Source organism: Bacillus sp. N12A5 (assembly GCF_026790125.1).
Taxonomy (GTDB): domain Bacteria; phylum Bacillota; class Bacilli; order Bacillales; family Bacillaceae; genus Bacillus.
The window spans coordinates 214,497-240,494 of record NZ_JALAMR010000002.1 but is presented as its reverse complement, the minus strand read 5'-3'; the positions used below and the strand labels follow the sequence as shown (position 1 = coordinate 240,494).

At 42.8% G+C, this 25,998-nt stretch carries 20 protein-coding genes, 1 tRNA gene, 5 pseudogenes and 1 riboswitch; of the genes and pseudogenes, 14 read left to right on the top strand and 12 right to left on the bottom strand.

The window, feature by feature from the left end; all coding sequences use genetic code 11:
- Positions 1–151 precede the first annotated feature (151 nt).
- Both MOC09_RS01580 and fdhF read right to left on the bottom strand, forming a co-directional pair.
- Complete coding sequence (locus tag MOC09_RS01580) at positions 152–712, bottom strand: DUF1641 domain-containing protein (protein WP_268358840.1); 561 nt, start codon at positions 710–712, stop codon at positions 152–154.
- Positions 705–3,662: a formate dehydrogenase subunit alpha gene (gene fdhF / locus MOC09_RS01575; protein ID WP_268358842.1), complete on the bottom strand. Its 2,958-nt coding sequence runs from the start codon at positions 3,660–3,662 to the stop codon at positions 705–707. The genes MOC09_RS01580 and fdhF overlap by 8 nt, the downstream gene beginning before the upstream one ends.
- 138 nt (positions 3,663–3,800) lie before the next feature.
- On the opposite strand from fdhF, the gene MOC09_RS01570 reads away from it, so the two are divergent.
- Positions 3,801–4,376, top strand: coding sequence for a YjgB family protein (locus MOC09_RS01570; protein ID WP_268358843.1), 576 nt, complete (start codon positions 3,801–3,803; stop codon positions 4,374–4,376).
- A 99-nt stretch (positions 4,377–4,475) separates the two neighbouring features.
- Positions 4,476–4,867: pseudogene (locus MOC09_RS01565) on the top strand (DUF2809 domain-containing protein).
- Positions 4,868–4,879: 12 nt separating this feature from the next.
- On the opposite strand, the pseudogene MOC09_RS01560 reads toward MOC09_RS01565, so the two are convergent.
- A pseudogene (locus MOC09_RS01560) lies at positions 4,880–5,775 on the bottom strand (DUF2268 domain-containing protein).
- Positions 5,776–5,900: 125 nt separating this feature from the next.
- Here MOC09_RS01560 and MOC09_RS01555 point away from each other — a divergent pair.
- Positions 5,901–6,068 carry a YjfB family protein gene (locus MOC09_RS01555; RefSeq protein WP_014476499.1) on the top strand — a complete coding sequence of 56 codons (168 nt, stop codon included), beginning with the start codon at positions 5,901–5,903 and terminating at the stop codon, positions 6,066–6,068.
- A 128-nt stretch (positions 6,069–6,196) separates the two neighbouring features.
- A complete protein-coding gene (locus MOC09_RS01550) occupies positions 6,197–6,670 on the top strand; it encodes a YjfA family protein (RefSeq protein ID WP_268369336.1) in 474 nt (157 codons plus the stop codon).
- Positions 6,671–6,720: 50 nt separating this feature from the next.
- Here the strand turns inward: MOC09_RS01550 and MOC09_RS01545 are convergent, their stop codons facing one another.
- The gene (locus tag MOC09_RS01545; protein ID WP_268358848.1) at positions 6,721–8,121 is read right to left on the bottom strand and encodes a polysaccharide deacetylase family protein; all 1,401 of its coding nucleotides are present in this window, start codon (positions 8,119–8,121) and stop codon (positions 6,721–6,723) included.
- 253 nt (positions 8,122–8,374) lie between these two features.
- Between MOC09_RS01545 and cotT the strand changes: the two genes are divergently transcribed.
- From cotT to MOC09_RS01530, 3 genes are all read left to right on the top strand, one after another.
- Positions 8,375–8,617: a spore coat protein CotT gene (gene cotT / locus MOC09_RS01540; protein WP_268369334.1), complete on the top strand. Its 243-nt coding sequence runs from the start codon at positions 8,375–8,377 to the stop codon at positions 8,615–8,617.
- Between the two features lie 111 nt (positions 8,618–8,728).
- A complete protein-coding gene (gene cyoE, locus MOC09_RS01535) occupies positions 8,729–9,730 on the top strand; it encodes a heme o synthase (RefSeq protein ID WP_268358855.1) in 1,002 nt (333 codons plus the stop codon).
- Between the two features lie 551 nt (positions 9,731–10,281).
- Positions 10,282–10,611 carry a YjdJ family protein gene (locus MOC09_RS01530; protein WP_268358851.1) on the top strand — a complete coding sequence of 110 codons (330 nt, stop codon included), beginning with the start codon at positions 10,282–10,284 and terminating at the stop codon, positions 10,609–10,611.
- 105 nt (positions 10,612–10,716) lie between these two features.
- Here MOC09_RS01530 and ybaK read toward each other — a convergent pair whose 3' ends face one another.
- A complete protein-coding gene (gene ybaK, locus MOC09_RS01525) occupies positions 10,717–11,199 on the bottom strand; it encodes a Cys-tRNA(Pro) deacylase (RefSeq protein WP_268358853.1) in 483 nt (160 codons plus the stop codon).
- A 266-nt stretch (positions 11,200–11,465) separates the two neighbouring features.
- Here ybaK and MOC09_RS01520 point away from each other — a divergent pair, with 266 nt between their 5' ends.
- Both MOC09_RS01520 and MOC09_RS01515 read left to right on the top strand, forming a co-directional pair.
- Entirely contained in the window at positions 11,466–11,861 is a 396-nt protein-coding gene (locus tag MOC09_RS01520) for a hypothetical protein (RefSeq protein ID WP_268358854.1), read from the top strand.
- Between the two features lie 207 nt (positions 11,862–12,068).
- Positions 12,069–12,573, top strand: a pseudogene (locus MOC09_RS01515) (GNAT family N-acetyltransferase).
- A 27-nt stretch (positions 12,574–12,600) separates the two neighbouring features.
- Here the strand turns inward: MOC09_RS01515 and MOC09_RS01510 are convergent.
- From MOC09_RS01510 to MOC09_RS01495, 4 genes and pseudogenes are all read right to left on the bottom strand, one after another.
- Positions 12,601–13,082 (bottom strand): annotated as a pseudogene (locus tag MOC09_RS01510) (YjdF family protein).
- A gap of 215 nt (positions 13,083–13,297) precedes the next feature.
- Positions 13,298–14,245, bottom strand: coding sequence for a mannose-6-phosphate isomerase, class I (manA, locus tag MOC09_RS01505; protein WP_268367028.1), 948 nt, complete (start codon positions 14,243–14,245; stop codon positions 13,298–13,300).
- Positions 14,246–14,260: 15 nt separating this feature from the next.
- Complete coding sequence (locus tag MOC09_RS01500) at positions 14,261–16,213, bottom strand: fructose-specific PTS transporter subunit EIIC (protein WP_268369332.1); 1,953 nt, start codon at positions 16,211–16,213, stop codon at positions 14,261–14,263.
- Between the two features lie 151 nt (positions 16,214–16,364).
- Complete coding sequence (locus tag MOC09_RS01495) at positions 16,365–18,317, bottom strand: BglG family transcription antiterminator (RefSeq protein WP_268369330.1); 1,953 nt, start codon at positions 18,315–18,317, stop codon at positions 16,365–16,367.
- A gap of 371 nt (positions 18,318–18,688) precedes the next feature.
- On the opposite strand from MOC09_RS01495, the pseudogene MOC09_RS01490 reads away from it, so the two are divergent.
- A pseudogene (locus tag MOC09_RS01490) lies at positions 18,689–18,832 on the top strand (hypothetical protein); the annotation flags it as partial.
- Between the two features lie 251 nt (positions 18,833–19,083).
- Complete coding sequence (locus MOC09_RS01485; protein ID WP_268367025.1) at positions 19,084–20,247, top strand: tetratricopeptide repeat protein; 1,164 nt, start codon at positions 19,084–19,086, stop codon at positions 20,245–20,247.
- 278 nt (positions 20,248–20,525) lie between these two features.
- Here MOC09_RS01485 and MOC09_RS01480 read toward each other — a convergent pair.
- A tRNA-Val gene (locus MOC09_RS01480) sits at positions 20,526–20,598 on the bottom strand.
- Between the two features lie 173 nt (positions 20,599–20,771).
- Here MOC09_RS01480 and MOC09_RS01475 point away from each other — a divergent pair.
- Both MOC09_RS01475 and MOC09_RS01470 read left to right on the top strand, forming a co-directional pair.
- On the top strand, positions 20,772–21,962 hold the full coding sequence (locus MOC09_RS01475; RefSeq protein ID WP_268369329.1) for a DUF819 family protein: 1,191 nt from the start codon (positions 20,772–20,774) through the stop codon (positions 21,960–21,962).
- Between the two features lie 65 nt (positions 21,963–22,027).
- On the top strand, positions 22,028–22,570 hold the full coding sequence (locus MOC09_RS01470) for a GNAT family N-acetyltransferase (protein WP_268369328.1): 543 nt from the start codon (positions 22,028–22,030) through the stop codon (positions 22,568–22,570).
- Between the two features lie 33 nt (positions 22,571–22,603).
- On the opposite strand, the gene metC is transcribed toward MOC09_RS01470, so the two are convergent.
- Positions 22,604–23,776 carry a cystathionine beta-lyase gene (gene metC / locus MOC09_RS01465; RefSeq protein ID WP_268369327.1) on the bottom strand — a complete coding sequence of 391 codons (1,173 nt, stop codon included), beginning with the start codon at positions 23,774–23,776 and terminating at the stop codon, positions 22,604–22,606.
- The gene (metI, locus tag MOC09_RS01460; protein WP_268369534.1) at positions 23,769–24,890 is read right to left on the bottom strand and encodes a cystathionine gamma-synthase/O-acetylhomoserine thiolyase; all 1,122 of its coding nucleotides are present in this window, start codon (positions 24,888–24,890) and stop codon (positions 23,769–23,771) included. Before metI ends, metC begins: the two co-directional genes overlap by 8 nt.
- Before the next feature lie 65 nt (positions 24,891–24,955).
- Positions 24,956–25,078, bottom strand: a riboswitch (SAM riboswitch).
- Positions 25,079–25,245: 167 nt separating this feature from the next.
- On the opposite strand from metI, the gene MOC09_RS01455 reads away from it, so the two are divergent.
- A complete protein-coding gene (locus tag MOC09_RS01455) occupies positions 25,246–25,968 on the top strand; it encodes an esterase family protein (RefSeq protein WP_268359584.1) in 723 nt (240 codons plus the stop codon).
- Positions 25,969–25,998 lie beyond the last annotated feature (30 nt).

Here is a 25,998-nt window from a genome sequence, read left to right as displayed (position 1 = left end):
TTTCCTTTTCTTAACAGGTAAGAAAGTAACGATTATTTTTATCTCATTCATCACAAACTTACTAATTTCTAGTATTTGAACATTTTCGACTAGTCCATTAGGCCTTTTCATCAAAAAACCCGAGCTGGCTGAAGCCGGCTCGGGCGGGTGGTCAATCTCGCTTATTCATCCCCCTTTTTGCGCGGGGTTCCTGATGATGTTTTTGGTGTTCTGGAGGCTGCGTCGTGCGTTCTAGCTCCTTTGTATCTTGTCCCATTCCTTTTAAAAAGGAAAAGAGCAGTGTAATTGATTTGTTGATTTCCGGGTCTTTGAGCGAACGGATGATATCAAAATACCCTGTCTTTTCTTCCCTGTCCTTCTGCTCCACCGCGTTTGCCACTCCCGCATTCACTTTCAAAATGAGAGGCTCCAGCTGTTTCACGTCCAGCATGCCGAGGGTTCCAAACAGAAGCAATAGATTTTTCAATGTGTTGGCCGTTTCCTCTGTATCAGCCTTTTTCACTAAGATGTCAAGAACTTTATCTCCTTGGCCAAAAAGGCCGCGCAGCAATGGCAGCACGCCGCGCTCGTTCATATGGCCGAGCATATGCAAGGTTTCGAGAATCGCTTCTTTATGGTCAACTAGAGCATCTTCAATTTCCCTCAAATCACGCTTTCGCTGATCCTCTTCGGTTACCTCGATTTTTTGAATTCGTTTAATCGCTTTAGCCATGGTGCCCAATCCCCCTTTTCACGGCGTCACCAGGGAAAATATAATCCTTCCTCGCCCATTTCTTTTGTACCTGCACACCGATTTGCGGCTGCGGATTGCCATTGCGGTGATTGATCTTAGGCAGTGGATTGTTCCCGTCGCGCTTCAAAATTTCCATTTTGGCTGATGTTTCTTTGTAAGCAGGCGTATCAGTATCCTTATCGGCATGGCTGCCTGTTAACAGGTTGATCGCCGCTTCCCCTGAATCATTCATGGGCAGGTATACTTCCTTCCCTTTGACACGATCAGTGATCAAGCACTTCACTTTGACATTTCCAAAAGGCGATGTGAGTCTGACAAGGGTTCCGTCCTGAATCCCTCTTTCTGCCGCAAGCTCAGGAGAAATTTCTAGGAACACTTCCGGTGTTTTCTCGGAAATCCCTTTTGATTTGTAGGTCAGGTTCCCCTCGTGGAAGTGCTCCAAGAGCCGCCCATTGTTGACATGGATATCATATTCCTCGCCGAACTCTTCAGGCTCCGTCCACTGAACAGGATAAAGAATGGCTTTTCCGTCCGGGAAAGGAAAGCGCTCGGTAAAGAGCAAAGGCGAATCCTTTCCATCAGCGCTTACAGGCCATTGCAGGGAATTGTAGCCTTCAAGCCGTTCATAGGTGACGCCGGCATAAATCGGAGACAGCTTGGCTGCTTCCTCCATAATGTCAGCAGGGTGCTCATAGTGCCAGCCAGCGCCAAGCTTATTGGCAACCTCCATAATAATCTGCCAGTCAGGCTTTGATTGGCCCAGCGGTTCAAACACCTGATACAGACGCTGAATCCGGCGTTCTGTGTTTGTAAAGGTTCCCTCTTTTTCAAGGCTCGGGCTCGCTGGAAGAACCACATCAGCAAACTCGGCTGTACGTGAAAGGAAAATGTCCTGCACCACAAAGAAATCAAGCTTTTCAAAGGCGGAATGTACATGATTAATATTGGAATCGACCAGTCCCATTTCTTCACCTTTTACATACATTGCTTTCAACTGGCCGGAATGGATTTTTTCAATCATCTCGTGATTGGTCATGCCCGGCTCCTTCGGCAGCGGCACACCCCACGCCTGCTCGTATTTTTGGCGGACTTGTTCGTCCGTCACTTTTTCATAGCCCGGCAGTCTGTCAGGCATGCTTCCGAAGTCACTCGCTCCCTGTACGTTGTTATGGCCGCGCAATGGGTATGAGCCCGCTCCCGGTTTTCCGTAGTTTCCTGTCACAAGCAGCAGATTAGAGATTGCCGTGCTCGTGTCGCTTCCGCCAATATGCTGTGTCACGCCCATCGCCCACAATGCGCACACACTGTCAGCTTGGCCAATCATCTCCGCCATTTGGATAAGGGTTTCTTGATCGATTCCGGTTTTCTCCTCGGCATATTCAAGTGTGTACGGCGCCAGGCTTTTTACATATTCATCCCGGCCATTCACTCTTTCCTGCAAAAAGCGTTCATCGGCCTTGCCGTTTTCAATTAAATATTTGGCGATCGCATTCAGCCAGACGATATCTGATCCGGCACGCGGCTGGACAAATAAATCAGAGCGCTCTGCCATTTCGTGTTTTCTGATATCGGCGACAATCACTTTCTGCCCTCTCAGCTTATGAGCCCGTTTAATCCGAGTGGACAAGACCGGATGCGACTCAGATGTGTTCGAACCGATAATCAAAACCAGATCCGCTTGCGCGATATCTGTAATTGATCCTGAATCACCGCCATAGCCCACTGTCCGGAACAGGCCGGCAGTCGCAGGAGATTGGCAATAGCGCGAGCAGTTGTCCACATTATTTGTGCCGATGATCCCTCTGGCCAGCTTTTGCATGAGATAGGATTCCTCGTTTGTACATTTAGACGATGTAATAAAAGCAAGTGAATCCGGACCAAAGGTATCTTTTAATTCGGTGAACTTGCTGGCGATCAGCGATAACGCCTCCTCCCACTCTGCTTCACGGAAATGATCGCCTTCCCGGATCAGCGGCTTTGTCAGGCGTTCCTCACTGTTGACGAAATCCCAGCCGAACTTCCCTTTTACACAGGTAGAAATACCGTTGGCTGGCGCCTCCTCCTGCGGCTCTACTTTCAGAATGTCTCTTCCCTTTGTCCAGACATCAAAGCTGCAGCCGACGCCGCAATACGTGCAGACGGTTTTCGTTTTTTTGATTCGTTCATCACGCATGGCCGATTCCATATCAGAAATGGCAAGAATCGAGCCGTAACCTGTCTCTACGCCTTTTGTGATCTCGATCATCGGACGCAGGGTTTCATTATTGATGCCTGTTAAATATCCGGCTTCCCCTTCCATTCCTTTTTCCATCATCGCGTTGCATGGACAGACGGTTGAACAGTGGCCGCATGACACACATGACGACTCGTTGATCGGCACATCGTTATCCCAAATGACGCGCGGGCGTTTCCGCTCCCAGTCAATGGTCAGTGTTTCAGTTACCTGAACATCCTGGCACGCTTCGACACAGCGGCCGCACAAAATACATTGGTCCGGATCGTAGCGGTAAAACGGATGGGATTCATCCTTATGGTAGGGCTTGTGATCAAACGGGATGCTTTGGTGATTGATTTTCATTTCCTTCACCGTATTATGTATTTCGCATCCCCCGTTGTTGTAATCGCAAACTGTACAATACAGCTCATGATTATATAAAATCTTGTCCATCCCGATGACCTGCGCTTTCTTTACATCAGGCGAAAGCGTGTCAATGACATCCCCATCCTTTAACTCAGCGGAGCACGATCTTTTCAGCTCGCCATTGATGCTGACAATGCACGTATCGCATGTTTCAATCGGCCCTAAGCTTGGATGATAGCAAACTTGCGGCACTTCAATTGAACTGTTATTTAAAAGCTGCAGCACCGTCTGTTCTTCGGATGCTTCCATTTCAACGCCGTTTATAGTGATTTTTTTCTTGTCAGCCATCTCCATTCCCCTTTCTTGCTCTATATACCGAATTACCTAATTCTGTTCCCTTGCGCGTGATCAATAAAACATACAAAGCGCACTCTCATGTTTTATTGCATAAACACCGGGAAACGAGATGAAAAAGGAGGGATTAACATGAAAAAAACAATGTCTATTCTAACCGCGGCAGCTGCACTGACAGGCACTCTTTCCGGCTTTGGAGCGGCGTCCTTCTCAACTCCCGCAAAAGCAGCAACGCAAACAAGCACGATCTCCGAAGATACGAATCACTCAGCCGCCGAGCTTGTCAAAAATCTCTACAACACCGCCTACACAGGAGAAATGCCTCAGCAGGTGCAGGGTCTGACCATTAACAAAAGCACAAAAGGCGATGTTCATGCAGCATTAGGGGAACCGGAAAGACCAGTGGGGGGAGACAATCGATTTGATTTATATCACTGGAATATGGGGCAGCCGGGCTACGGATTTTCCTATCATAAGGACATGACGATTTCAGAAATCCGCTACTTTGGAACCGGCGTGGAGCGGCAGCTTAATTTAGGCGGGGTAACACCGGAAGTGCTGCGAAATGAATTAGGTCCCGCGAATCGAGTGTTAACTGTTCCGTTTACCGATGAAATCGATTATGTATATGATACAGGCCAATATGAACTCCATTTTGTAATAGGCACGGACCAGACCGCCGACCATGTAAACCTAAAAGCAAAATAAACCCTTTCGCGGCTGTTCAGCCGCTTTTTTATTGGACAAATAAAAGATATATTCCTTACAATACATGGGAGATCAACCGAGACGGGGTATCAATTGTTAATGAATCGAAATCGATGGATATATGCAGCTTTCACCATACTGGTCATCGGGCTGGGGCTGGGATCTAGAGCGTTCTCCAACATTCTTCCAGCTACCGTCAACATGTATTTGGGAGACTCGCTGTGGGCCGCCATGATCTTTACGGGATGCGGGTTTCTATTTCAGAAACTGAAGACAATGACATCGGGGATGATCAGTCTTTCTTTCTGTTTTGTCATTGAATGCAGCCAGCTGTATCACGCTGAATGGATTGATCGGATCAGAGACACTTTTCTTGGCGGACTTGTACTGGGGTACGGTTTTTTATGGAGCGATATCGAAGCATATACAATCGGAATAGCCGCCTGTGCCGCCATAGAACTGCTGTTTTGGGAAGAAAAAAGCGCCGCTAGATGACGCTTTTTTCATTTGGAAAACAGCCCGCACTGAGATAGAATAGTCTTCGCATCTAAGCGTGTGGCCTCGTTTATCGTGACTTGCTGTTGCTCCATAAATGACTGAACGGCATGATAGCCAACCGCAACTCGCAAATGCCGATAATCCTGCAGGCTCAAAGCCCTGCTCTTTAGCAATTGGATCACCAAACATATAACGGCTGACTTCCGAAAAGCCTTTTCACATCCAGCACCTCATTGATCACATCAATGGAATATTGCAAATCCTCATGATCGAAACGCGTTACCCAAGGACCCAATTGTTCCTCGCCAAACAGCTCTCTGGCAAATGACTCAGCCAACCCTTCAATCACAAGATAATCCCCGACACTCACAGAGCCGTGATGAAAATCAATATACGAAAACCGTAAATTATAATGAAACTCATGCGCAATAATTGAAGGAATCCTTTTCAGGTTATAGCTGTTCGGGTCAATCCATACATGAATAAAGCCCGGTATCCCGCCAAACCCGCAGTAGCCTTTTTGCAGCTGTAGCTTATTTGGATCAGCGATATAAAGTCCGAATTTGATCTCGCCGGCATTCACCCCCAGTTGCTTCCGCTCAGCAAAACGCATACATTGCCGAAGCGCAGTTTCAGCTGTCTCTGCAGCATGTGATTCCTTCAATATTTTTAGAGCTTTCTGCCCGGTTTCAGCGTCACGGACATCCAAATCCAAGCATTTTCACAGCCATCATCACATCATAGCCGTTTGGCTCCTTTGCTTTCAGCGGACTCGGATGGCGCTCCACATCTTTTCAAACGGCCTCATCATCGTATACCGAAATTCATCCTCTCTTTTCTGTTCTTCCATTGAAAACAGCTTTTCGTATTGCTCAAAGGTCTTTTCCATGACAAGATTCATCCTGATCCCTTCCTGTCAAATACATATGATATGCCGCAGCGTAAGGGTCAACAGGGAAAAGTAATCCTTTTTCCACTGTAAAATCATACAAAGACGCCGATAGGTAAGGCATAGGAGGTGGAACGATGGATATTCCTGCTTTATCAGTTGCGATGCATCAAGCATCGCTTGCCCAAAATGTTAATATCGCACTTACGAAAAAAATGTTGGACACCGCCCAGCAAAATGCAGATCAAACCTTAAAGATGATTCAGCATCCAACGCTTGGACAAACCATTGATGTAAAAGCTTAACCTCACACAATAGGCGGCCAAGAATTCCATCCTCCCGGCCGCCTTTATTGTTCACAAAAAAGCATGCATGTTTTGATTGTTCCTCCGTATGATTTATTGTTTGCCATATTAAGGAGGTTACAAAGGACATGAAAAGATTGTTTACGAAGGCTTCATTGGTGTTATTCGCAGCAGTATTTATTTTTGCCGTCAAAGGAGCACCCGCCAATGCGGAAACTCATGCCTACGATGGAAAAAGCCCTTATTACAATGACTGTGCGTCCAGCGGCTCCACAAAAAAATCTTCAAACTTAGTCAATGCCAATAATCAAGTCATCGGAGTGGTCGAGCTCAAATTCAGCAGTACATGTAAAACGGCTTGGGCAAAAATCACGATGAATAACACTTTGACGACGGGCTTTGAGGCTAATGCGGAGATTACCCGGAACACGGATGGAAAGAGATATAACTGTGATTCTGCAGGCGGCAACGGAAAAGCGGTCGCCGGCCAAAAGTCCTGTTATACACCGATGGTATATGATTTAGATCCAAGGACTTCTTACGCTTTCGGCAAGTATTCAGGACCGAATCTGAATGTTTGGGCCACCACAGGCTCTTATTAAATAGAAAAAAGGCTGTCCAGACGGACAATATCCGCGGCAGCCTTTTCGTATTAATTCGCTTCTCTTTGTTTTTTCACCTCTTCAAGCTGAGAGACCGTTACCAATTGATAGCCCTGATCGGTGAGCTTTTTTATAATTTCATCGGCCGCATCAGCAGAGGTTTGGTAAATGTCGTGAATCAAAATGGTTCTTCCATCTCCCGCCTGGCTCATGACACGGTCAACGATTGTTTTTTTGTTACGGTCTTTCCAATCTTCCGGATCAATATCCCATAACGCGACATCCATTTTCAATTGACTCCGCAGTTCATCATTAATGCCGCCGTATGGAGGTCTTACAAGCGTCGGGCGGTATCCGCTTATTTTTTCAATGATGTCTTGCGTATCATTGATCTGTTTTAACGCTCCTTTCACTGAAAGCCTTGTGAGAAGCGGATGGCTCCATGAATGGTTCCCCACCTCATTTCCTTCTTTCAGCATTCTTTTTAGTGTTTCCGGATAATATTGAACCCTGCTCCCCAAAACAAAAAACGTGGCATTGCCCTTATATTTCTTTAAGGAATCCAAAATCTGATTTGTTGTCGCAGGATTCGGGCCGTCATCGAAAGTAAGCGCAATGACTTTTTGATTTGGATCAACTGATTCCTCCTTGGGCAAGGAAATCACTTCATGCTTTGGCTTTTGTTCTTTGATTTTATTTTTGTTTTTTGCTTTATCCATATATTGTTCTTTTACGATGTCTTTCAAAAGGCTTTTCTTAATCGCAATCGATTGCTCTCCAAGATGGCCTGCTGCGACCTGATATGTATCAAAATAAAATTCGATATAATCTTCCTTAATGGCAAAGCGGCTGAAATTTTCTTTTTTCGGTGCCGTTCCTTCTTTTAACAGCGCATCATCTGCAGCAATGTCCTTATCTTTTTTCAGCTCATGATAGGCAATTAACGAAAGCTTATGTAAATAGTCAGCATTCTCATTGAAAATATCATCAATTGATAGAAAAGCTTGCTTACTAAAATCATAGTTAAACGTTTTTTTCACGGTTTGTCCGTTTGCACCGCCGATATATTTATATTCAGTAAATACAATCGCTACTGTCTGCTTGGCATAATGGACAATTTGATAATCAACATTTAATTCGTTGCGTTTTGTCGTATGTTCCTGATTCACGTCTTTTGTTTCCTTCTGAAATTGGCGAACCTCTTTCTCTGCAAAACTCTTTAATACTGCATCCATTTTTTTATTTTTGAAAACTGGATAGTTGACCGCGTAATTGAAAGTTTTCCCGTCATTCACAAGCGTTGCGATCTCTACATTCCCATACTGAGAATCCGTTTTCACTTTATTCATAACCGTTTCTTTTTGTAATGAATTATGGAAAAAGCCGATAAGGCCCGCCACACATACAACTGCTAATAATACATGAAACCATTTGATTCTTTTTGCCAACAACACAAATTCCTTCTTTCATAACCGTTTCGATTTATCCTGTATCAATGTTAGAATCATAACTTTTTAGAAATATTTTTGTAACATTAAAGTAACATTTATTTCACATTTGTAATACTATGAGATTTAGAAGTTCTTGTCAATCCTTTTTCAAGGATTACACCATAAAAAAAATTGAATTCACAAATGTACATACACCCAACTTTCACATCAAGAATATGGTAAATAGAATAAAAAAGTTAGGGAGGTTTTCCTCTTGGATTATCCTTTAAACGAACAGTCATTTGATCAAATTACACCTTATGATGAAAGACAGCCTTATTATTATCCGCGCCCGAGACCGCCATTTTATCCGCCTTATTATTATCCAAGACCGTTTTATCCGTTCTTCCCGTTTTATCCGCGTCCGCCTTACTACTACCCGCGCCCGCGTCCGCCTTACTCCCCGTGGTACGGTTACGGCGGCGGATATGGCGGAGGATACGGCGGAGGATACTAGGCTTTGTTTACCGAAATGGGGGCAGTCCAGCTCCCCATTTTTTTGTTTTAAAAATGACAATATTATGACAGATATAGGAAATAATTGCGTTTTCACAGCCCTCTTGTTACGATAACAAAAGCATGCAGTTTTTGGGGGAGGCGTCTATTTTTGGAGAATACAAGGGATTCTGCGGCTATATCTGAAACGTCATACATAAAACCTGCGAACCGGGTAACAGTTTACGATTTTATCAAACTTGCAAAACCCGGCATTATCATATCAAACTCAATAGCTGCCTTCGGCGGATTTTGGATCGCATTTGCCAGGGCAGAAACACCATTAACAGGAATCGCTTTTTTGATGACAATGGTGACAGCAATGCTCGGAACCGCGTTTGTTATGGCTTCCGGCACTGTCTATAATAATTATTTTGACCGCCATATAGATGCAAAAATGACACGCACCCGCAGCAGGGCCTCAGTCACAGGGAAAATGCCGCCAGCTATGATCTTAACGTATGGCTCCATTTTAGGAATCGCTGGCCTTGCGATGCTCTATTCCCTCAATCCATTAACAGCTTTTCTCGGACTGGCCGCCTTTACTTTTTATGCAATCATCTATACGGTATGGGTAAAACGAACCTCTGTGTGGAGCACCTTTATTGGGAGCTTTCCGGGAGCAGCGCCGCCATTGATGGGGTATTGTGCCGTAACTGGAGACATCAGCATGACGGCAGTGCTGTTGTACGCGATTATGTTTCTATGGCAGCCCCCGCATTTTTGGGCGATTGGAATCAGGCGCAAAGAGGAATATCGGGCGGCGGGCGTTCCGCTCTTGCCTGTTGTAAAAGGAAATCATGTAACGAAAATAAAAATGATTCAATATATTGCAGTCCTTGTCCCGGTGACGCTGTTATTTCCTTTTTCTCTCGGAACCGATCGGATAAGCCCTTTTTATTTCTTAGCTGCCTTGGTTCTCGGGGGCATATGGATCAAAAAAAGCATCAAAGGCTTCAAAACAGGCGATGACGTGAAGTGGGCAAAGGATATGTTTATCTACTCGCTTATTTATTTTTGCCTGTTGTTTTTGATCATAATGATTGATTCATTTGTGATGTTATTGATGAGATGATGTTAAGCAAAAAGAGCCACACATTAGTGTGACTCTTTTTTGTTTGGAAAAACAGCATCTAATAGAAATGTCATGATCAAAAACACAGCCGTGCAAATTAAAAATCGTACGATTTCACTCAAAATCCAGCTATGGGCAATACGCATATGATCGGTTTCCTGAAGGGTTGCACATATTGAGAAAATCGTGAGTATATATTTTAGGGTTTCTTTGTTCATGAATATCATCGCTTTCTCGAACGATTACTTAAAGACAACATAAATGATGAAATAAAGTCCAGCCGGATACAAACCATGTCCGCATTTCATGTTTTAATTGATAGAGAATAAAGTACGTCCCTCAGCTTACTCTCGGGCGCTCGCCAAAGTTAAAAGCAAAATGGCAATAACATATATGCGGTTCTCTAATCGATAAACTTGAACTCTTTTTCCACTATCAGGTATTATAAGCCAAAAGCAAACAAAAAAACAGACATTTTCCTTTATAAAATCATCCATATTACTGTTATATTGTTTAGTTTTTCTAGATTCATAGATTTGGGGGTTATTAAAATGAAAATGACATTTTTAGTCATACAGCTTGGATTTTCTTTTATGGTTTTTCTTTTTTTAGCTGCTGTCAATTGGTATCAAGGAAGTGAACTTATTTCAGATCGGTTTGATTGGAACTATACTGCTAAAATGTCAAAACTCCTAAATGGAATTGACACCATTACTAGCCCCAAGCAAATTTCACAGCTTGATTTTTTTATCTACTCTGCGAAACATTATCCAGTCATGAGTATGTTGATGATCCTTTCATTTCTATTTGTTCTGGCAACTCTTTTTTTGCTCATTTGCTCAGTCAAGTTCAAAAAGCAAAGGATTCATGAAGTGAATTAGATTTTTATTATGATTGAAAAAGAATAATGGCAGATGAAGAAGAACAAGAAATAAGCTTAGTCTAGGCGACTAAGCTTTTTCGTTTATAATTCATTGCGTGCGGATCTATACAATTTCTGCAAATGCTGCATCGCATGCTTTCGCTAAATCTTGTGGCGCTACCTTTAGCTGCATGCCGATTTTTCCGGCACTGACAATGATATAATCAAGAGTTTCAGCTGCTGCATCAATATAGGTCGGGAAGAGTTTTTTCATGCCAATTGGTGAGCAGCCGCCGCGAATATAGCCAGTTACCCCTAACAGTTCCTTCATTGCAATCATTTCAATTTTCTTTTCCCCCGCTACTTTTGCTGCCTTTTTTAGATCTAATTCCTCAGCAACGGGTATCACAAAGACGTAATAATGATTTGCTCCTGCTGTTGTCACCAATGTTTTATATACATGCTCCATAGGATAACCAATTTTTTCTGAAACAGAGATGCCATCTGCCGGCTGGCCGCCTTCTGTTTTGTAACGTAATAACTCATAGGAGATGTTCTGCTGTTCTATCAAACGAACCGCATTTGTTTTTGCCATTTTTTTCGCCATACTCTTTTCCCCCACTATCAAAAAACCTGCATTTGTGTATGTCTTCTTATTGCAATCAACATATAAATTCTATCATCAGAGACAGCCAGATTCTACTGACCTGCATAGTCAAGGCACTGCCCTTTAGCAAATAAAACGGGTATAAAACATGAAGTTAAGCATCACACCCCTTCAGTTCCAGTCTTAGTCAACTTACAACAAAATAGGAATGAACCAAATACACCCACATACAATTTGTATGAATGTAAAAATAAGGAGTGGTTGCTTTGTATCATTATTTTTATGGTCCTGCGTTAATTCCTTCCTATACACATCCTTATACCCCTCAAAGACATCAAGACTTTTCAGAAAGGCAGAGAAGAAGAGAAATCACACTGACTGTAGACGGCTTTATCCCTCCATCTTCTTCCGAGGATCTCGGAGATGGTTTTTATTCCTTCGCATGGACTGGCCAACAGGTAATTGATCCTGGTGAATACCTTGTTTGTCATCTTGAGGGTCGTGATATCAAAGTCATTAACGGCGGGTTTGTTACACGGGATACTGCTCCATTGTATGCAATCGCAAGCTTTCCAAGGAGAAGAAACCAATGGGTGATTATCATCCATAATCCTGTTCAAACCCAAAGAGCCATATCGCTTTATCTGATTGCGAAAAGGTAAGATAATATGTTTAAAAACGGGTAGGAGCGTTTCATGAACCACGTTTTCCTGCCCGTTTTATAGCTGGCATTATCTCACTTTGTCAATTGCCATACAGTTTCAATAAAGCGATTCATTTCAAATAAACCGTATGTCCTTGGAGCTTTTAGTCAAATCAAGGTTGTAGTATGCTACGATTACTACCAGAAAAAGAAAAGAGGATTACGTATGGTTCTTCTTGAAACGAATCGGTTACGAATAAAAACGATTGATGCTCCCCTTCTAGACGCTGCATCTAGACGAGATCATCAAGCCATTAAAGACCTGGGCTATGAAACAAATGGTGAATGGCCAAATTCTGATTTTTTTGAAGCCATCCCTTATTTCCGTGAGAAATTAGTTGAACAATGGAACAAAAGGATTTGATTCATGGATTATTTTAAAGAAGGACAATAATGAAATTATTGGCGGAACCGGGTTTTTAGGCAACCCGGACACAAATGGCGTGATCGAAATCGGTTTTGCAACAAATAAAAGCCATCGCCGCAAAGGATATTGTGTTGAAGCTGCCCAAAAAATCATAAACTGGGCATTAAGCCAAGATACCGTGAACCACATCACAGCAAGATGTGAACATAATCATTTTGGTTCACAAAATATTTTAAAGAAGTTAGGTTTTGAATTGGAGCATAAATCAGTAGACTTTATGCATTGGAGATACGTTACAATTTAAAAAGCAGGCTCTATGCCTGCTTTTAACTTATTTACCCCTATGCTTCTTTTTCGCTTTTTGCTTTTTGAGAAGTTCCTTTTTTTCTTTTAAGTTTTCCCTCTGTTCTTTTGTTAATTGTTTTTTCTTTTGTTTTCTTGCTTCAAACTCTAGTTTCATTGCTTCTTGAGCTTTAGAAGTCACTCCGGCAATCTTCAATTCTTTTGAAACCTGCCGTTGCAATCTTTTGGGATTTACCTTCTTTTGGTGTCGGCCTTTTAAACGAATCCCTTCCTGCTCAGTTTTGGACATGATAGTCAAGAGTTGGTCATGAACAAAATCTAATACTTCAGAGTCCTTTGGCTCTTTTCCAAATAAGTGACGAAAGGCTCTCAGCTTTCCATTATTAATTTCTTCAATAACGCCTACCCAAAACTGACCATCATAGTAAATCGTTAATTTCATAACGATTCCCTCCTCAACAAAATACTAAAGAATGATGGACATCCCGAGGAGGGGAAGGTTACTGACATGATCATTCATGCATCCGGACTACCAACCGAATCGTGTTTTTTCATTCTCTGACATAAGTTTATCATATATAGAAAAGGATTTAACATTTATTTTCCAGCTCCTTCAGCAGATTTCCCAAAAATTTAAGATTTTTTATCTGTTGAATGAAGCCACCGAACATCTTTTGAAGCTGGGGATTGAACTAAAGCATTAAAAAACTGAATAGCACTGATTTTCATAAATGAGAGACAATACACTCTGCCTGCCCCTCCAGTTTATATTCCCCAAAACCGTAAGGCAGCAACATATGGTCTCCTTTTTTGAATGTATTGACATGCTCACCGGAGAATATTCGGCCTTCCCCTTCGATAACACTGACAAGAAGGAATGGCTTTTGCTGCTGTAAGCTTGCTGATCCTGATAAATTCCACTTTTCCACCGAAAAGTAAGCGCATTCAATCAATGTGGCTATAAGCAAACCATCTATTTGAGCGTATTGAACAGTTTGCTGATCTGGAATAAATGGAACTTCTATCACTTCTGTGCTCTTTTCCAAATGAAGCTCACGCATTTTGCCTTCTGCATCTTTTCGCTCATAATCATATAATCTATAGGTTGTATCTGAATTCTGCTGCGTTTCTAAAACGAGAATGCCTTTCCCAATTGCATGAACAGTACCGCTTGGCACATAGAAAAAATCCCCCGGCTTTACCTTTATGCGGCATAAGAGCTCATCCCAATCTCCACGCTCTATCATCGAGATCAGTTCTTCCTTTGTTTTTGCGTTGTGGCCGTAAATGATCTCTGCATCTTGTTCGCAATCAATAATGTACCAGCATTCGGTTTTTCCGAGCTCTCCGTTTTCATGTGTTTTGGCAAACTCATCGTTCGGATGCACCTGTACCGATAAGTCCTGGTCTGCATCTAACAGTTTTGTTAGAAGAGGGAACCGGTCCCCTTCAAGATGTCCGAATAAATGTCTGTGCTGTTCCCATAATTCGCTTAGCTTGTATCCTTTATACATGCCGTTTTGAACAACGCTTTGCCCATTTTTATGAGCGGCAAAAGCCCAGCACTCCCCGGTTTGTTCTGATGGGATATTATAGCCGAAAGCAGCTAAAGCAGTGCCGCCCCAAATTCGCTCTTTGAAAACAGGCTTGAAAAATAACGGTTCAGTCGTCATGAAAATCCCCCCGCATTATACGATTTCATCCAGCAGCTTGTATGCTTCTTCTGTTGTTTGCACGGAGAGCAGCCGCTTCCTGTAGCTGTCATCCATTAGTTTTCGAGATAACATCTGCAATATTTTCAGATGCTGGTTCCCCTCGCTCTCTTTCGGTACAGCAATCATAAAGATTAATTTTGCATCTGATCCGTCAAGGCTGTTCCAGTCAACACCTGATCGTTTAATCCCAAAGGCAACACTCGGCTCCCTGACCGCCTCAGACTTCCCGTGCGGAATCGCGATATTCATGCCAATCGCCGTTGTTCCCTGCTGCTCACGATTCAAAATGGCTTGTTTAAATCCGCTTTCTGAAAGCAGCAAACCTCCGCGGGACAATTTTTGGATCATTTCATCAATAATGTCATCCCTGGTTTCTCCGGATAAATGTGGTTCAATCAGCTCTGGACTGATGATGTCCGACAGTTTTTTGATGTCGGTTATCTCAGCTTTCTGGCTTTCAGCTTGAGTTGGCTGCGGTATTTCTTTTGCCGCAGCAGCTTCACTTGCCGGTGCAGCTTCGCTGGGCACAGGGGACGCCGCCGTAATATCCTTTTTCAGTACATTGACGAATAGAGCAGTGACAAGGGATCCTGCAATCACAGCAATAAAAAACATCAAGACATGGTCAACCGCACCAAGCACAGCAACGATAGGCCCGCCGTGCGCCACTCTGTCGCCCACATTGCCAATCATCGCTATCACAGAACCTGTCATAGAACCTGCCATAATACTAGGAATAACCCGAAGAGGATCCTGTGCCGCAAATGGAATGGCTCCTTCAGTGATGCCGAAGAGTCCCATCGTAAATGCCGCTTTCCCCATTTCTCTTTGAGATGCCTCGAATTTTCTTTTTCCTAAGAACGTCGCAATCCCAAGGCCAATCGGCGGGATACAAATGGCGACGGCAATTGGCCCCATAATTTCGTAATTTCCTTCTCCAATCATTGCCGACCCAAACAGAAATGCCACTTTGTTTACAGGACCCCCCATATCAAAGGAGATCATCGCGCCTAAAATCAATGCCAGAAGGATCGAGCTCGATCCTTTCATCCCCGCCAGCCAAACCGTTAAAGTTGCGAAAATTTGAGCTACAGGTGCGCCGATCAAAAACACAAACGCTAAACCTACAATCAGCGATGCAAACACCGGAATAATAATAATTGGCATAATCGGCTGGATTGCTTTTGGAACTTTTGCTTTTTTTATCCCAAGCGCAGCATAGCCAGCCAAAAATCCGGCAATGATTCCGCCAAGGAAACCGGCACCGCTTGCGCTGTCATAAAAACTTCCAGTCGCTGCAATATATCCCCCGATCATCCCAGGCACAAGCCCCGGCTTATCAGCGATGCTATAGGCGATATAGCCTGCTAAAATCGGGATCATAAATGAAAATGAAGCACTGCCGATCTGTTCAATCGTTTTCCAGAAAGAATCATCCGGAATGACTAAGCCTTTAGGTGTTTTTTCGCCTCCAAGCGTTAATGCAACCGCTATCAATAATCCGCCGACGACAATGAAAGGAACCATAAATGAAACGCCGTTCATTAAATGACGGTAAATCGGATTTTGTTTCTTCTCCTGTTGATTGTTAGGTTTCGATGTTGAAGCAGAATGATGGACCGGTATATGACCGCTAAGTGCTTTTTGAATCAATTCTTCCGGTTTGCGGATGCCGTCCTGAACCCCGACAGACAGCAGTTTCTTTCCTATAAACCGGTCTTTGTTTACTGAGCGGTCTGCTGCAATAATGATCGCATCAGCTTCCTGAATCTCCTCTGCGGTTAGCTCATTTTCTACCCCGATTCCGCCCTGGGTCTCAACTTTGATGCTAACGCCCAATCTGTCAGCAGCTTTTTGCAGATTTTCCGCTGCCATATACGTATGGGCGATTCCGTTCGGACAAGATGTAATCGCTAACAGTTTCATATGAAGCCTCCTTAAATGTGAGAATAATAAGGTCTTGTCTCAACTGTATACCGAAATCATGCCGTTAAAATCGCGTTTTTTACCATAAGTTCCGGAAATCACGGCATTTTTCCCTATAAACACAAAAAAAGCAAGGAAGGAATCCCTGCTTTTAATAATCCAAATAAGATAAAAATGTCATGACATTTGTTTCTTTCGTCAGCTTCTGGACGAAGGCTGGCTGCTCACTCAGGTATGAAAGCTCACTAAACAGCTGCTTTGTCATGGTTTGATCCTCATGTTTGACCGCCAGCATAAAAACGAGCGATACTTTTTCACTTCCCCAATCAAGAGGCTCTTTTAAAGTGGCAATTGCGATTGCTGATTGTTTAATATACTTAGCGTTTGCATGGGGGATGGCTATGCCTGCTCCAATATTCGTCGCCGCCATTTTTTCCCTCATAACCGCATGAACCGCATATTCTTTTTCAACATAGCCTTTCTCAAACAAAGCTGTGGCCAGCTGTTCAATTAACTTATAGCGATGCTCTGCCTCTTGCTGCAAAAAAACCAAAAATGGAGTCGTATTGTTCAGCATCTGAAAGTTTTTTTGTTTTTGGCTATGCGATTCGTCAAGCTGTCGCATAAATGCACTTAATTTCTTCTCATCACCAGGCTCCAAAAGCGGTGATACAACAATATGGGGAATCGTCATATTCTCCAGCTCAATGGTGGAAATAACGAGATCGATATCCTCATGCTTTTTTGTGTAGTCCTTTAGATCGGCTTTAGCGATACAGGCCGCTACAGCAATTTGATGACATTTCCGTTCAATTTTTGTTCGCAGCAATTGTGACATTCCAATGCCCATGTGACAAACGATAATTGCCTTTTTATGTGTCTCGCTGCTCTGATGCAGCCGTTCGATCGCCGCCTGAAAATGCAGTGTCAAATATGCTGCCTCTTCCTCAGGGATATAAAGATCAAACGTTTGATTGATGTCTTCCAGAACGTCAATGATCAGATGAAACAAATAAGGGTACATCTTTTTGATGTCATGAAGCATCGGATTGGATACAGAAAGATCGTAGCTCAACCGCTGTAACACTGTATTGAGATGAATGTTCAAGCCGTTGATCAAATCCTGGTCTTTATGAAAATCCAGCATTTTCAGCTCTGAAACACGATTGATTAAGTGCCTTACAACCTTGGGAAGCACAGCATTTTCATGGTCATTTGTCTGTTTATGCTGCAAGGGATAACGAACTTTCCCGCCCAATATATGTAATGTTAAATACACGGCTTCTACTTCAGGGAAGCGAAGGGCAAACACCGGCTCAAGCCGTTGCAAACAAGCAGAAGTCCATTGATATTCTTTTTTCTTTTTTACTGCCTCCAGTTCTCTTGGGGAGACCGAGACCGGCTGCTTCATTTTGATTCGGCGAATCATTAACAATGTATGCAGCAGTAAACTCTCAAACGTCTCATCTGTGAAATAGAGAGAATGCTTTTTTTGTAATGATTTGATTTCTTTCGTTACGAAATCAACTTCATAACTTAAAAACTTACTTTTAATAAATTGGCTTGTACTCTCCGTATTGTCAATCAAATCAGCTAGTCTTGCCAATGCTTTTCTTTTATTTTTTTCGTTCCCTTCAACCTTTAAACCAAGCCGCTGCTTCGAAACCAGTGTGAGGTCAAATCGCTTCAGCCACACTTCTACCGCACATAAATCCTTTTTAATGGAAGATCGATTGACAAAATGCTGAGCGGCCATTTCTTTTGCAGAAACAGGCTTTAGATTCATTAATAAGTCATAAGCAATATGCAGCATTCTTTCTTCATCAGTCCGCTGCCTTGAATGAAAATGTTCAGTATGTAATTGTTGGCTTAGCCAGGCCCTTTCCTGATCTTCTATATGTAAATAAACGCCTAATCCCGGTTTCCGAATGAGCTTAGCTTGAGAATATTCATTAAGATAATCCTCGATCGCTTTCAAATCATTCCTGATCGTTTTTTCAGAACACTGTACCCTGTCTGCGAAATCTTGTACAACTAAATAGTCATCAGGTTCAGATAACAACAGATACAAAATCTCTTTTTGTCTTGTATTCATGTACTTCATCTGTTTTTCTATCCTTCCTGTCAGTATCCACTTGAACAATTAGATAGTATAAGTATACTACATAAGAAACCGTTTTCATTATAAAGTAGAATCCTAGAGCCAAAAGTTTCGTTTTTTACCGAAGCTTCCGGAAAAAAGCGATTTTTATATTCTTAGAGTTTGCTATATGATCGTATTTTTTTATAGCGGTCCAGCAGAAATTCAAAAGAATACTCCAATTCTTGATCTATGGTATGAGTGCGAAAATAAGAACAAGATGAAGAAAAGTTATTTGATAGCTTCGGGGATAAAGTGCAGGTTACCAAATTCCCACATGCTCAACTTCAAAGATGGCCAAACTCTCTCAAGCATGTTCAACACAAACTCTGTGTTGGGTAGCTTCAGCTCATGAAATACACTCTACACCTGCTGAAGTAAAGAACATTTCTATTTCACCTTCACATGTTATCAAGATTCAGGACTATAATTTGCCTCTGAAAGTTGGAGAAACCTGTTCTGTTAAAAATAATTCAGCTCATTATAACATTTTCTTGAAAAATGTAGATGTCATTTATAAATCATTAAACGACATCGATAGCCTTTTAAACCAACTTTCTATAAATTCTTAAGCAAGCTAAAGGGTCATATCAGACCATATGGTCCTTATTTATGTTTATTCTGACCTTTATCAGTCTAAATAGAGAGACTTTTCAAAAAAAATGATTCTATTAGAGGGTGTCCTTGGTGGTATAATATTAAATATATGTAAATAAAAGGAGGTATTTGATTGTCTGTTTCGGATTTAATTCCATATCATTATGTAACCACAGACATTAATCATTGGTATGTTGTCATAAAGCAGGGTCGAGTTGAGAAAGCCAAAGAAATGAAAAGAAAAGTTGAAAAAGAATTCGATATGATGGAGAAAAATGAAAAAGTAGCAGTCTATCTTCAGCTATTAAAGCTGCGGCATGAAATAATGCTGTCGTATCTTGAACCTGACTCTGTTAAAAATATAGATGGTGTTTATTCTGATCTTAAAAAGACAAGGGAGAATATGGCCCCTGAATCCCTTACGAATACAATAGAGTTCTATTATCATTTTTTTACCGGTATGTATCACTTCAGAACAAGAGATTTAGTTATTGCCCTAACATATTACCGTGAAGCTGAAAAATATCTTGATTTATTAGATGAAAATGCAAATACAGATAAGGCCGAGTTCTATTTTAAAGTATCAGAGGTCTATTACTATATGAAAGAGACTCATTTCTCCATGAATTATGCTCAGCGAGCATACTCTATATTTAAAGAGCAAAAAGATGCTCAGGGTAATCTTACATATGGCAAAGAAATGGTCCAGTGTCAGTTTGTTATCTTCGGGAACTGGCTAGATAAAATGTGTTATGAGGATGCCTTAGAAACAGCTGAAAAAGCTTTAAAAGATGCCCTAGAAATAGGGGAGCAACATTTAATTGGTTCAGCTCATTTTAACGTGGGATTATGTTATAATAACCTTGAAGAACTTGACAATGCTGAGAAACATTTTCAAATCGCCTATGAAATTCATAAGGATCGAAAACACATTTATGAGTCCAAAGCGATTTTTAATCTGGCATATGTCAAAGCAAAGAAGAATGATTTAAAGGCTGCATTAGAATTATACCAGGAAGGTCAGAAGGTTGCTGCCCGACACAACAACCAGGAAGTAACCGAGAAATTAAAACTGGTTAAAGGCCTTTATTTATCATTCGACTTACAAACACTTAGAGAAGTGTTCAAGTTCTTCGAAGAGAAAAACCTTTACGGTGATATGGAAGAATACGCTGTTGCTGTTGCTGATTTTTTGACCAACAAAGAAGACAGACATGATGCGGTCGATTTTTATCAAATGGCAATTGAAGCACGCAAACAAATTCAAAGGGGGAAACATTTAAATGAAAAAATGTAAAATTGCAATTTGTTTAGCGCTCTTGCTTGGTGTTGTTGGAGTATCTAGCGCTTCATACGCTCTTTCTGAGCAGTCCACTTATAAGGTCGCAGATAGAGCAGCAACTTAATATGATATCAAGAAATAACCCCATTTTGAACTTTAAAAATGGGGTTTTTATTTTATCTTCCTCAATTCAATTTTTATTCTTGGGTTTTCATTTAAATCATATACTGCATTAATAAAACCGAAAATCCCTATAAAAAGAAAAAACCCTTACTGCGCAAGGGTTTAAGCTATGATTCCGACTGGGCTCGAACCAGCGACCTCTACCCTGTCAAGGTAGCGCTCTCCCAGCTGAGCTACGGAATCATGATATGTATGTGTTGCTGGGTATGCTGTTGTCTTTCTGACAAGTTCTATTATATAACCTCCTCCTCTATTCGTCAACTGCTTTTTCAGAAAAACTTTTTTTCGGACTTGCTGTTCTGTTCATCGGCTATTATAATATGTCTTAATTTTCTAACAATAGGGGTGATGGGGTTTTGCATTCTTTGATTTCTTCTGATGATGTATGGGTATTATGGGGGTTTATTGCGGTGTGGACGGCAGTGAGCATCGGGTTGGAGCAGCGCTTTAAGTGGGCATCCGCTGTGTCTGGGGCTATTATTGCGCTTGCAGGTGCTATGGTGTTTACAAATGTAGGAGTGCTTCCTGTTGAGTCCCCTGTGTATGACACTGTGTGGTCTTATGTGGTACCACTGGCGATACCACTTTTATTGTTTCAGATCAATGTGCGGCAGATTTTTAAGGAAAGCAGGCGTTTGCTCTTTATTTTTCTGATAAGCTCCGTTGGAACAGTGCTTGGCAGCATCCTCGCTTTTTTTCTACTCAAACAGCATATTCCTTATTTAGATAAAATCGGCGGGATGATCAGCGCTTCTTATATTGGCGGCGGGATCAACTTTGCGGCGATGGCGGCAAAATTTGAGACACCTGGCGAATATGTGTCAGCTACCGTTGTGGCGGATAATTTTATGATGGCGCTTTTGTTTTTTATCTTAATCAGCATTCCTGCACTCAAATGGTTTCAGCGCCATTATGCCATGCCTTTTGAGGAGAAAGTGAAAGCTGATGAAAACAGGAAAAACAGTGCTGAAAGCTATTGGAAACGGAAGGAAATTTCCTTAAAGGATATTGCTTATAATGCCGGTACTGCTTTTGCGCTTGTTGCGGTCAGTGTGAAGGTTTCCGGCTATTTTAAAAGCATGTTTTCTCATCCCCTTTTGACCGGAACGCTGGGCGATCAATATTTGATGCTTACATCCCTGACTGTTCTTATCATTTTTCTTTTTCCGCGTTTTTTTGAAAAGCTCAATGGTTCTCAGGAGCTTGGAACCTTTTTGATTTATTTATTTTTTGTGGTGATCGGCATTCCTGCAGATCTGCGCTTAATCGTCTCCAATGCCCCTCTTATTCTATTATTTGTGTTTATCATTGCGATCAGCAATTTAGCGGTTTCCTTAGCTATCGGTAAATTGTTCCGCGTGCGGCTAGAAGAAATTCTGCTAGCCGTCAACGCTACTGTCGGAGGGCCAACGACTGCGGCTGCGATGGCAATTGCCAAGGGATGGCGGGAGCTTGTCGCCCCGATCATGCTTGTCGGTACGCTCGGGTACTTAATCGGAAACTATGTCGGCACCTTTATGGGAAATTGGTTTTCTTCCTTTTTATAAAAGGTTTTTTACACTTTCCTTAGAATAATGTAAGAATGCTGGCATGAGAATGGAGAGATCGCTGTATGTTAAAAGGAAATACCATTTATCTAAGGCCTTTAGAAATAAAGGATGCCGAACAAAATCTGCGGCTGCAAAGCGAAAATCGGGACTTTTTTGAACAGTTCTCCATGATACGCGCAGACGATTATTATACGATTGAGGGTCAGAGAAAACGAATAAGGGGGTATCAGCAAAGGCTGGAGAAAGATGAAGAATATCATTTTGGCATTTTTACAGCATCAGATGATACATTAATCGGGACGGTTTCCCTCTTCCAAGTCATCCGCGGTGCGCTGCAAACTGCGTTCATCGGATATTTTTTAGACAAAGCCCATAATGGAAAGGGACTCATGACAGAAGCGGTCAGATTGGTTGTTGATTATGCGTTCCACGAATTGAAACTGCATCGCATTGAAGCCGGTGTGATGCCCCGCAACCTCGGGTCCATGCGTGTATTGGAAAAAGCCGGATTTCATAAAGAGGGCATTGCCCGCAAAAATGTAAAAATCAATGGCGTTTGGGAGGATCATCAAGTCCTCGCGATTCTGAATCGTGATGATGAATAATAAAAGAAGCCGGGCTATCGCCGGCTTCTTTTTCTAACGAACCGCCACTGGCGCAATTTCTTTCAGCGCTTGTTCGAAATCACGTTCTAAATCGTCTGCATGTTCGACTCCCACACTAAGACGGAGCAGGCCGTCTGTGATGCCGCGTTTTTCACGCTCTTGCTTAGGCATTGCCGCGTGAGACATTGTTGCCGGATAGGACAAAATCGATTCCACGGCGCCGAGGCTTACAGCAAAGACCGGAAGTGATACATTCTCTACTAATTTCTTAACGGCCTCTTTGCTTTCAAGCTCAAAAGATAGCACAGCGCCCGCTCCCGTTGACTGGCCTTTATGGGTTTCGGCCCCCGGATGATCAGACAGCCCCGGATAATATACGCGTTTCACCGCCGGATGCTTCTGGAAAAATTCAGCAAGCCGCTGCGCTGTTTGGCTCGCTTTCTCTAAACGGACCTGTAATGTTTTTAATCCGCGCAGCACGAGCCAGCAATCTTGCACCCCTAGGACCGCGCCAAACGCGTTTTGCAGCTTATATAACTGCTTCCCAAGCTCATCATCCTTGACAGCAGCCAGGCCTGAGAGCACATCACTGTGTCCGCTCAAGAACTTTGTTGCACTGTGAAGCACAATATCCACGCCGAGATCAAGCGGGCGCTGCAGTGCAGGTGTCATGAATGTATTGTCCAAAAAGGTCAAACAGCCGTTTTCTTTTGCAAGCTGAACTACCGCTTTAATATCAGTGATCCCAAGTGTCGGATTTGACGGTGTCTCCATATAAATGACCTTTGTGTTCGGCTTGATATTCCGCGCTACTTCGTTACTATCCGTCATGTCGACAAATGTATGGTCAATGCCGAACCGGGTAAGCACCTCTGTCACCATGCGGAAGGTTCCGCCGTATACATCTTCTGTCACAAGAACGTGATCGCCCTGTGACAGAAGTAAAAATGCTGTTGAGATGGCAGCCATTCCTGAGCTGAAAGCAAATCCTCTCGTCCCGCCTTCCAATGCGGCAATTGTATCTTCGAGCGCTGTTCTTGTCGGTGTCCCTGAGCGGCTGTAATCATATGCGCCAAACTCTTCAAATGAAGATTGGTGAAAGGTTGATGCATGCTGAATCGGTACACTGACCGCCCCTGTTGCGCCGTCTGTTTTAAATGGATTGTGAACGAGCTGGGTTTCCAGCGTCCAATTGTGATTACTCAAATGAAACAGCTCCCTCTTTGACCTGACATAATGCCTGTTTTAGGTCCGCTTTTAAATCTTCCGCATGTTCAATTCCGACCGAAAAACGCAGCAAACGATTGCAGACCCCATTTGCGATGCGGATCTCTTCAGGAATATCCATGTGCGTCTGTGTGGCGGGGTATGTAATAAAGCTCTCCACCCCGCCAAGGCTTTCTGCGAAACAAATGGTCTTCAGCGCTTTTAAAAACGGGTTAACCCACTCTTCTTTTTGAAGACGGAAGGACAGCATGCCGCCTTTTCCGGGATACAGTACATCCGCAATTTCCTCCTGCTCTTCTAAAAACGCCGCAAGCCCCTGCGCGTTTGCCTGATGCTGGCGCATTCTGAGGCTCAGCGTTTTCATTCCTCTCATCAGAAGCCACGAATCAAACGGAGGCAGGACGGCACCGATCGCATTTTGATGCTGAAACATTTCCTCTCCAAGCTGCTCATCCTTGACAACGACAAGCCCTGCAAGCAGATCGTTATGCCCGCCTAAATACTTGGTTGCGCTGTGAATGACAATGTCAGCTCCCAGTTCAAGCGGACGCTGTAAAACCGGTGTATAAAATGTATTATCTACAATCAGCAGAAGGCCGTGCTCTTTAGCAATCCGGGCGATCTTTTCAATGTCCGCCTCCTGCATGAGGGGGTTTGTCGGTGTTTCCACAAACACCGCTTTTGTATTCGGCGTAATCTTAGAGCATAAACAGTCCTCATCGCTGAAATCATCATAATGAAAGGTCAATCCATATTTTTTCCATTCATTTTCAAACAGACGGTACGTGCCGCCATATAGGTCCGATGAAACGATCAGTTCATCTCCGCTTTTAAACAGCGCCATAATCGTTTGGATGGCAGCCATTCCCGAGCTGAAGGCAAGCCCTCTCGCGCCGTTTTCTAAGCTGGCGATCGCATCCTCAACAAGCTGGCGTGTCGGATTTTTTGTGCGGACATAATCAAATCCGGTAGATTCTCCGATCCCTCTGTGGCGGTATGCTGTTGATAAATAAATAGGAGGACTCACTGTTCCGGTGACTTCGTCGCTTCGGTTCCCGATTTGGGCTAATTTCGTTTCAACGTGCTGTGACATATAGCTGACACCTTCCCTTTTCATAATAAAAACCCCTTCTTCATAAGAAGAAGGGGTTTAGCTTCTTCTTATCTTCCAAGCATAAAAAACGCTTGCTGGATTTAGCACCTTGGCGTTTTGCACATATACAAAACAAGCCGGTTGCTGAGGTTTCTAAGGGCCAGTCCCTCCACCTCTCACGATAAGAAATATCGATTTCAATTTTCTGATTGTTTTATATTAGCGCAATTTGCAGTTAATTTCAACACTTTTTTCTTCGAGTTCCGAACGGTTTAAAGAGAGAAATTTCTAATAATTCATGGTACAATAATGGAAAACAGCAAGAAAGTCTAGTGATGTCCTGGAGGAATGTATTATGGCACCGAAAAACGGCACAGTGCAAGAAAAGAAATTCTATTCGAAAGAGCTTAACGAGGAAATGACCTTGCTTGTTTATCTGCCGTCCAACTACTCCCCTCTTTATAAATACCATGTCATTATTGCGCAGGACGGCCACGATTATTTCAGGCTGGGGAGAATCGGCAGGCAGGTCGAGGAATTGCTTTCCAAACGGGAAATTGACCGGAGCATTATTATCGGTGTTCCTTATAAGGATGTAAAAGAGCGCAGACAAACGTATCATCCGGAAGGCTCAAAATTTTCGGCGTATAAACGGTTCATCGCCCATGAGCTCGTTCCGTTTGTAGATGATGAGTATCCAACCTATCAGGTCGGATACGGACGAACGCTGATCGGAGATTCACTCGGGGCTACCATATCTCTAATGACAGCGCTCGATTACCCGAATATGTTCGGCAACATCATCATGCAGTCTCCTTATGTTGACAAACATGTATTGGAAGCTGTGAAACAGTCAGACGATGTCAAACACCTGTCTATTTACCACCAAATCGGCACAAAAGAAACTGACGTCCACACGACAGACGGAAACATTCTGGACTTTACAGAACCGAATCAGGAGCTGAAACAGCTGCTGGAGAAGAAGCTTTCCGATTATTATTTTGAGCCATTTGACGGAGATCACAAATGGACATACTGGCAGCCGCTCATCACGCCGGCGCTGAAAAAAATGCTTTGATACTCTATCATACTTTATTTCCAGGAGGGA

Excerpts from the sequence above, each read along its gene's own strand:
- MOC09_RS01470 (WP_268369328.1), top strand. The coding sequence starts at position 22,028 with ATGTTAAAAGGAAATACCATTTATCTAAGGCCTTTAGAAATAAAGGAT.
- MOC09_RS01570 (WP_268358843.1), top strand. The coding sequence starts at position 3,801 with ATGAAAAAAACAATGTCTATTCTAACCGCGGCAGCTGCACTGACAGGC.
- metI (WP_268369534.1), bottom strand. The coding sequence starts at position 24,890 with ATGTCACAGCACGTTGAAACGAAATTAGCCCAAATCGGGAACCGAAGC.
- MOC09_RS01555 (WP_014476499.1), top strand. The coding sequence starts at position 5,901 with ATGGATATTCCTGCTTTATCAGTTGCGATGCATCAAGCATCGCTTGCC.
- ybaK (WP_268358853.1), bottom strand. The coding sequence starts at position 11,199 with ATGGCGAAAAAAATGGCAAAAACAAATGCGGTTCGTTTGATAGAACAG.
- MOC09_RS01550 (WP_268369336.1), top strand. The coding sequence starts at position 6,197 with ATGAAAAGATTGTTTACGAAGGCTTCATTGGTGTTATTCGCAGCAGTA.
- fdhF (WP_268358842.1), bottom strand. The coding sequence starts at position 3,662 with ATGGCTGACAAGAAAAAAATCACTATAAACGGCGTTGAAATGGAAGCA.
- manA (WP_268367028.1), bottom strand. The coding sequence starts at position 14,245 with ATGACGACTGAACCGTTATTTTTCAAGCCTGTTTTCAAAGAGCGAATT.
- MOC09_RS01580 (WP_268358840.1), bottom strand. The coding sequence starts at position 712 with ATGGCTAAAGCGATTAAACGAATTCAAAAAATCGAGGTAACCGAAGAG.
- MOC09_RS01530 (WP_268358851.1), top strand. The coding sequence starts at position 10,282 with ATGAAAATGACATTTTTAGTCATACAGCTTGGATTTTCTTTTATGGTT.
- MOC09_RS01495 (WP_268369330.1), bottom strand. The coding sequence starts at position 18,317 with ATGAAGTACATGAATACAAGACAAAAAGAGATTTTGTATCTGTTGTTA.
- MOC09_RS01455 (WP_268359584.1), top strand. The coding sequence starts at position 25,246 with ATGGCACCGAAAAACGGCACAGTGCAAGAAAAGAAATTCTATTCGAAA.
- MOC09_RS01500 (WP_268369332.1), bottom strand. The coding sequence starts at position 16,213 with ATGAAACTGTTAGCGATTACATCTTGTCCGAACGGAATCGCCCATACG.